Source organism: Albidovulum sp. (assembly GCF_049646345.1).
GTDB lineage: Bacteria > Pseudomonadota > Alphaproteobacteria > Rhodobacterales > Rhodobacteraceae > Albidovulum.
Window position 1 is genome coordinate 1 of record NZ_JBARVQ010000695.1, and the last position, 6,486, is coordinate 6,486.

7 protein-coding genes and 1 pseudogene are annotated in these 6,486 nt (G+C 61.7%); 4 read left to right on the forward strand and 4 right to left on the reverse strand.

Translation table 11 applies throughout. The features are described 5' to 3' along the window. From WBB85_RS18110 to WBB85_RS18120, 3 genes are all read left to right on the forward strand, one after another. Positions 1 to 1,540 (forward strand): M24 family metallopeptidase (locus WBB85_RS18110; RefSeq protein ID WP_432639992.1); only part of this gene is annotated, 1,540 nt, incomplete at its 5' end. A gap of 123 nt (positions 1,541 to 1,663) precedes the next feature. Beyond that, complete coding sequence (locus WBB85_RS18115; RefSeq protein ID WP_432639993.1) at positions 1,664 to 2,047, forward strand: DUF2147 domain-containing protein; 384 nt, start codon at positions 1,664 to 1,666, stop codon at positions 2,045 to 2,047. A 112-nt stretch (positions 2,048 to 2,159) separates the two neighbouring features. Next, positions 2,160 to 2,561, forward strand: coding sequence for a DUF2147 domain-containing protein (locus tag WBB85_RS18120; protein ID WP_432639994.1), 402 nt, complete (start codon positions 2,160 to 2,162; stop codon positions 2,559 to 2,561). Positions 2,562 to 2,697: 136 nt separating this feature from the next. Here the strand turns inward: WBB85_RS18120 and WBB85_RS18125 are convergent, their stop codons facing one another. The 3 genes from WBB85_RS18125 to hisB are packed head-to-tail and all read right to left on the reverse strand — an operon-like array spanning position 2,698 to position 4,834. Continuing rightward, positions 2,698 to 3,612, reverse strand: a complete 915-nt coding sequence (locus WBB85_RS18125) for a glutaminase (RefSeq protein ID WP_432639995.1) — start codon at positions 3,610 to 3,612, stop codon at positions 2,698 to 2,700. Continuing rightward, on the reverse strand, positions 3,609 to 4,250 hold the full coding sequence (gene hisH, locus WBB85_RS18130; RefSeq protein ID WP_432639996.1) for an imidazole glycerol phosphate synthase subunit HisH: 642 nt from the start codon (positions 4,248 to 4,250) through the stop codon (positions 3,609 to 3,611). Before hisH ends, WBB85_RS18125 begins: the two co-directional genes overlap by 4 nt. Further along, positions 4,247 to 4,834, reverse strand: a complete 588-nt coding sequence (gene hisB, locus WBB85_RS18135) for an imidazoleglycerol-phosphate dehydratase HisB (RefSeq protein ID WP_432639997.1) — start codon at positions 4,832 to 4,834, stop codon at positions 4,247 to 4,249. Before hisB ends, hisH begins: the two co-directional genes overlap by 4 nt. Positions 4,835 to 5,061: 227 nt before the next feature. On the opposite strand from hisB, the gene WBB85_RS18140 reads away from it, so the two are divergent. Continuing rightward, positions 5,062 to 5,679, forward strand: coding sequence for a transglutaminase-like cysteine peptidase (locus tag WBB85_RS18140; protein WP_432639998.1), 618 nt, complete (start codon positions 5,062 to 5,064; stop codon positions 5,677 to 5,679). 177 nt (positions 5,680 to 5,856) lie between these two features. Here the strand turns inward: WBB85_RS18140 and WBB85_RS18145 are convergent. Next, positions 5,857 to 6,486: pseudogene (locus WBB85_RS18145) on the reverse strand (hypothetical protein); the annotation flags it as partial.

The window sequence follows — 6,486 nt, forward strand, 5'->3', positions numbered from 1 at the left end:
TCTGGAGACTGACCCGCCCGAGAATTGGCTTGCCAGTGCTGCCCAGCCCGGCTGGCATATCGGCTTTGATCCGATGCACCTGCCGCCGGTCTGGTTTGACCGGTTCGCCGTGGCCCTTGTCGGGAAAGGTGCGGAACTGGCGCCGCTCTCTGATAATCCTGTCGATGCAATCTGGCCGGATCAGCCTGCACGCCCCATGGCCCCCGCCACCCCGTTCCCGCTGCAATTCGCAGGTCAGACAGTGGCCGGGAAATGCGCCGACCTGAAGGGTTACATGGCGCAGCGGCAGGCCGATTTTCTGGTCGAAACCCAGCCCGATAATATCGCCTGGCTTTTGAATGTCCGTGGCGCGGATGTGCTGCACAATCCAACGGTGCAGTCCTTCCTGATGGTCGCGGCTTCGGGGGCGGTGACATGGTTTGTCGAGCCCGGAAAGCTTGACGCCGATGTGATGGATCACCTGCCGGATGATGTCGGGATCGAACGGCCAGAAGGGTTCATCGCGGAACTGGAGCGGCAGATCGGCGCGGGCAAGAGGGTGCTCTTCGACCCGGACTTTTCCCCCGTCGCGGTCCGCTTCGCGGTGGAGCGTGCAGGGGCGGTTCCTGTCGCGGAACCGGGTTGGCTGACCCGGACAAAGGCGCGCAAGAACCCGACCGAACTGGAAGGTCTGCGCGCGGCCCATATTGAGGATGGCGTGGCATGGGTCGAATTCTCGGCCTGGCTGGCCGAGGCGGTGCCGGTGCGGGCGGGCAGGGGCGATCCGGTGACCGAGGCCGAGGCGGCGGCAAGGATCGCCGCGTTCCGTGCCGCGCGGCCGGGCTACTGCGACGAAAGCTTTCACGCGATTTCCGCCTCTGGCGGCAATGCCGCGATGTGCCACTACATACCGGAAGCCGGTCGCGATGCGCCGATCTTGCCCGACCTTCCCTATCTGCTCGACAGCGGTGCGCAGTTCGAGACGGGCACGACGGATGCCACGCGCTGTTTCAATTTCGGCGCAAGGCCGCAGGGTTATGACCGCGCCTATACCGCTGTCTTCAAGGCGTTCCATGCACTGGTTTCCTTGCGCTTCCCGAAGGGCACGCGGGGCCACCATATCGACGCGATCTGCCGCCGGCCGCTCTGGGATGCCGGGCTGGATTATGATCACGGCACCGGGCACGGGATCGGCCACCGCCTGTCGGTGCACGAGCATCCCCTCAGGATCGGGCGGAAGGTCAACGATGTCGACCTGATGGAAGGGGCTGTCATGACGATCGAGCCGGGATGTTATGTCGAAAACCAGTTCGGCATCCGGATCGAGAATACGGTCGAGATCGTGGAAGGGGCTGACGGATTTCTGGCCTTCCGCAGCCTCACGCTGGCACCGATCCAGACCGACATGCTGATCCGCGAAAATCTCAGCCTCGCCGAAGAGGATTGGCTGGCGGACTATCATGCCAAGGTGAAACGGCAACTGGACCCGTTCCTGAGCGACAGGGCGCGGCAATGGCTCCACTCTGACAGCGCGGGCGCAACGGGCAGCGCCGCCGCGTGACTTAACTGCCTCAGGGCGGGTCACGCGGGAAACTGCCGGACCCCAGGTGCAACGTCACGTCATACTGGACGGCAAGGTGGCGAATGCGGATGATCGCGCCAGATTTCTGGGAGGAAACACCACATGAAGAAACTCATGATCGCCGCCATGCTCTCGTGTCTGGCAGGTGCCGCTGCGGCCGATCCGGTCGAGGGCGTCTGGCAGACCGAACCCGATGACGGCGCTTACGCCCATATCACCATCTCGCCCTGTGGCGGGGCGTTCTGTGGCATCATCTCACGCACCTTCAATGGCGAAGGCGAATACAAATCGCCAAACCTTGGCAAGACGCTGGTGATCGACATGGTGCCGAATGGCGAGGCCAGCTATGCGGGCAAGGTCTGGCGGCCGTCGAACGACAAGATCTATACCGGCAAGATCCAGTTGAATGGAGACAACCTGAAGCTGGCAGGCTGCATCGCGGGCGGGCTGCTTTGCTCCAAGCAGAGCTGGCAGCGCGTCAAATAATCGGTTCGCACCACAGAATATTGTACGCCCGCGCTTGAGTGCGGGCGTTTGCATTCCTACCTACACGGTCAGACTGGCGACGCGGGTCGCCCGGTGCGCAAAGGGGGTCGGGATGGCGTTTCGCCCATTGCTCTTCGTGGCACTTCTGGCGGTTGTGCAGGTCTGGTCGGACCCTGTATCAGCCGATCCGATTCTTGGAACATGGCAGGTAGAGCCCGATCAGAAGGGCCAGGTCGGTCAGGTGATCATCCGCCGCTGCGGCGAGGCGTTTTGCGGACGGGTGATGAAGGTTCATGACCGTAAAGGGAAAAGCGTCGTTACCAAGGCGATGGGGCGCGACCTGTTCTGGGGGCTGAGGTCGTTTGGCGGCGGCAATTACGGTGGCGGAAAGGTCTGGGTTCCGCTTTTCGACCGCGAATACAGCGCAAAGGCGCGGCTTTCGGGCAACCAGCTCAGGGTGCTTGGTTGCGTGGGTACGTTATGCGACGGGCAGCTATGGCAACGTTTACAATAGATATTGTGACGGAACAGGCTTCAGTTCGCGGACATTGTGGACCACGGCGTCCGGAAAACCGGGAAGTTTTCGCCCCGGTTTCTTTTGAATAAATGGGGTTAGCAACGCCATCGCCATTCGCTGGTTGCGGTTGTTGTCACCCAAAGACCGACCAGCCGGTGCGGCGGGCCAGCATCTCGACCGCCTCGGTGCCAAGTTTCGAATTGCCTTGCGCGTTCAGGCCCGGCGACCAGACCGCGATGGAGGCGCGGCCGGGCGCGATAACCAGAATGCCGCCGCCCACGCCGGATTTTCCGGGCAGACCAACGCGGTAGGCGAATTCGCCTGACCCGTCATAGTGGCCGCAGGACATCATCAGCGCATTGATCCGCCGCACCCGGTCAGGCGAGACCAGCCGCGGGGCGTCCGGCGCGCCCATCAGGAAGCGCCCCGCGCGGGCGAGCTGATCGCAGCTCATTTCGACCGCGCATTGGTGGAAATAGGCGCCGAGCGCCATTTCGGGCGGATTTTCCAGATTGCCATGGCCGCGCATGAAATGCGCCAGCGCGAAGTTGCGGTGACCGGTTTCGGTTTCCGAACGGGCGACGTCCTCGTTGATATGGATGTTGTCGTCCTCGGCCGCCGCACGGATAAAACGCAGCAGTTCCCCCAGATATTCACGGGGCGCGTGACCGGCCAGCACCGCATCGGTCACGACGATGGCGCCCGCATTGATGAAGGGATTGCGCGGTTTGCCCTTCTCATGCTCCAGCTGGAGGATGGAGTTGAAGGCCAGGCCCGATGGCTCCCGCCCGACCCGCGCCCAAAGACGGTCGCCAAGCCGCCCGAGTGCCAGCGCCAGCGCGAAGACCTTCGAGACGGACTGGATCGAAAAGGGCAGGGCCGCGTCGCCGACCGAAAGCTGGCTGCCATCGGCCAGCGCCACCGACAGGCCGAAATGCGCAGGATCGACGCTCGCCAGTTCGGGAATATAGTCCGCAACCTGCCCGCGATCCGCGCTTTGCCCGACGGTATCGAGAATTTCGCGCAGGATCGCCGGAATATCGGTCATGGTCGCCAACTGAGGAAATTGGCGATCAGGCGCAGGCCGGTCGCCTGGCTTTTTTCCGGGTGGAACTGCATGCCGACCATGTTGTCACGCCCGATGATCGCGGTGATGTCACCACCATAGTCGCAATGGGCGAGGCGATGGGCCGGATCGGCCACGCGGAAATGGTAGGAATGCACGAAATAGGCGTGCTGGCCGGTTTCGATCCCTGAGAGAACCGGATGGGGGTGGTCGACGATCAGATCGTTCCAACCCATATGGGGAACTTTCATCGACGGGTCCGGAGGTGTGATCCGGACCACCTCACCACCGATCCAGCCAAAGCCCGGGGTCTCGCGGTATTCCAACCCGCGCGTGGCCATCATCTGCATGCCGATGCAGATGCCGAGGAAAGGGCGGGCCTTTGCCGTCACCGCCTCTTCGATCGCCTCGAACAATCCGGTGAAGCGGTCAAGGGCGGCCCGGCAGGACGGAAAAGCCCCGTCGCCCGGCAGCACGATCCGGTCGGCGCGTGCCACATCCTCAGGACGGGACGACACAAGGATCGATCCGTCGCCTGCCTCGGCGGCCATGCGCTGAAACGCCTTCTCCGCCGAATGCAGGTTGCCGCTGTCGTAGTCGACAAGGACCGTAAGGCTCACAATGCCCCCTTGGTCGAGGGCAGCACGCCTGCGGCACGCGGATCAGGCTCGACCGCCATGCGAAGCGCCTTGGCGACCGACTTGAACGCCGCTTCGGCGATGTGGTGGCTGTTGATGCCGTGGGTGCGGTCCACGTGCAAAGTGATCCCGCCATGGGTCGACAACGCCTGAAAGAATTCGCGCACCAGTTCGGTGTCGAACGTGCCGATCTTCGCAGTCGGGAAATCGACATTCCAGACCAGATAGGGCCGCCCCGACAGATCAAGCGCGGTCACGACCTGCGCGTCGTCCATCGCCAGCGCGAAATGGCCGTAACGGCGGATGCCGGTCTTGTCACCAAGGGCGTGGGTCAGCGCCTGACCGAGCGCGATGCCGCAATCCTCGACCGTGTGGTGGTCGTCGATATGCAGATCGCCCTTGGCGGTGACCGCGATGTCGATCAGCGAATGGCGCGACAACTGGTCCAGCATGTGGTCAAAGAATCCGACACCGGTTTCATTTGAATAAGTCCCGGTCCCGTCGAGGTTTATCCCGACAGCGATTTCGGTCTCGGCGGTGTTCCGAGTAATCGTGGCCTTGCGCATGGCTGCCTCCGCTGACTGCGAGAGCGCTTATAGGCGGCGCGATACCGGGTGAAAAGGGGGGGCGGCGGTTGCGTGCTGGCAGTGTTTCGCCTGCAGGAAATAAAATGTCTTGATATGAGGTCTAAAACCTACTTTTCTGTCCACGCGTTTCTGTTTGGGGAAAGTGGAAAGGCTGCCTGATGGGGGAAGGTTACTTCCGTCGCCGGAAACGGCGCGACGGGACAGATATGTTTAAATCCCGGAATGTCGGGAAAGGGCTTGCAACTTCGGTTCTGATTTTAACGGCGATTGTCGGCTTTGGTCTGATTGGGATGGCGCAGCCCGCCCGGTCCGGAACCGGGACGGAGACGCATCTGGTGCCGCGTCAGCCGATTGCGGCGCCGACCGGGTTCAATGGCGTCTGTGACCGTTACATATGGGCCTGCGCACGTGGCGGGTATGACACAGAACAGATCGGCGTTTTGCATCTGGCAAAAACCGTCAATGCTTCGGTGAACCGCACGACACGCGCAGTCTCGGATCGGCGGCAATACGGCGATGAAGAGGTCTGGGCGCTTCCGACCAGCTTTGGCGGGGACTGCGAAGACATCGTTTTGCTGAAGAAACGGGAACTGGTCCTGCGCGGTGTGGCGCCTGAGAGTTTGCTGATTGCCACCGTCCTTGACAATCGCCGTGCCGCCCATGCCGTTCTGGTCCTGCGAACCGGTGATGAGGATCTGGTTCTGGACAACCTGAAGAACAGAATCCTGCCGTGGCAGAAAACCGGCTACAGTTTCCTTCGCATGCAAAACCCCGAGGCGCCGCACAAGTGGGACGCGGTCCTGGCGGGTGGTGTTTTCCGCTAAAAGCGATCCGCGGAAAACTGAAGCACTGGCCTTGCACCCAATGCTCGGTTCTTGCGCGCGTTTTGACATCTACTCGTGTGCCGAGTTTATGACGATGGGCTTCATGCAGAACGGCCCGCGCTGATCTCTGCGCGGGCCGTTCGTATTCAGACCAGTTGCCCGGAAGGGCCGGTGATCTCAGAGCGCCTGTTCGCCGCCGCCAGAATCTTGCTCGCCTGGACCGTCCTCACGCTCACCTGGACCGTCCTCACGCTTGCCGGGACCATCCTCGCGCTTGCCGGGACCATCCTCGCGCTTGCCGGGGCCGTCCTCGCGCTTGCCGGGGCCGTCCTCGCGCTTGCCTGGACCGTCCTTCTTGCCGGGACCGGGAGTTTCCTCCTTCTTTTCTTCTTCCTTCGGCTCCTCTTTCTTTTCTTCCTTCTTGGTTTCTTTTTTCTTTTTCTTCTTGTCTTTTACTTTTTTCTTGCCGTCGGTTTCGTTGCTTCCGACATTCTCACGCGACTTGTCATCGCGGCGTTCGGTTCTCTCACCATTGATCGTTGCCGTCGGCTGGCTGGTCAGTGCGGCCATCACGGCCGGGCAGTTGGCAAGTGTATATTCAACAATCTCAGGGAAGTCGTCGCTTCTCTGGATGCGCCGGACTTCGTTCCGATAGAACAATGTCCGATCGCAAAGGTCTTCAAGATATTCCTGCGTTACAGCTGCAGATGCGCCACTGACGGACATCATCGGCACCACCAATGCCGTTGCGGCGAGCATCATCTTGATGCGTAACGTTGCTTTCTTCTCCATGGAACCACCCTCCTC

Excerpts from the sequence above, each read along its gene's own strand:
- WBB85_RS18140 (WP_432639998.1), top strand. The coding sequence starts at position 5,062 with ATGTTTAAATCCCGGAATGTCGGGAAAGGGCTTGCAACTTCGGTTCTG.
- hisB (WP_432639997.1), bottom strand. The coding sequence starts at position 4,834 with ATGCGCAAGGCCACGATTACTCGGAACACCGCCGAGACCGAAATCGCT.
- WBB85_RS18125 (WP_432639995.1), bottom strand. The coding sequence starts at position 3,612 with ATGACCGATATTCCGGCGATCCTGCGCGAAATTCTCGATACCGTCGGG.
- WBB85_RS18120 (WP_432639994.1), top strand. The coding sequence starts at position 2,160 with ATGGCGTTTCGCCCATTGCTCTTCGTGGCACTTCTGGCGGTTGTGCAG.
- WBB85_RS18115 (WP_432639993.1), top strand. The coding sequence starts at position 1,664 with ATGAAGAAACTCATGATCGCCGCCATGCTCTCGTGTCTGGCAGGTGCC.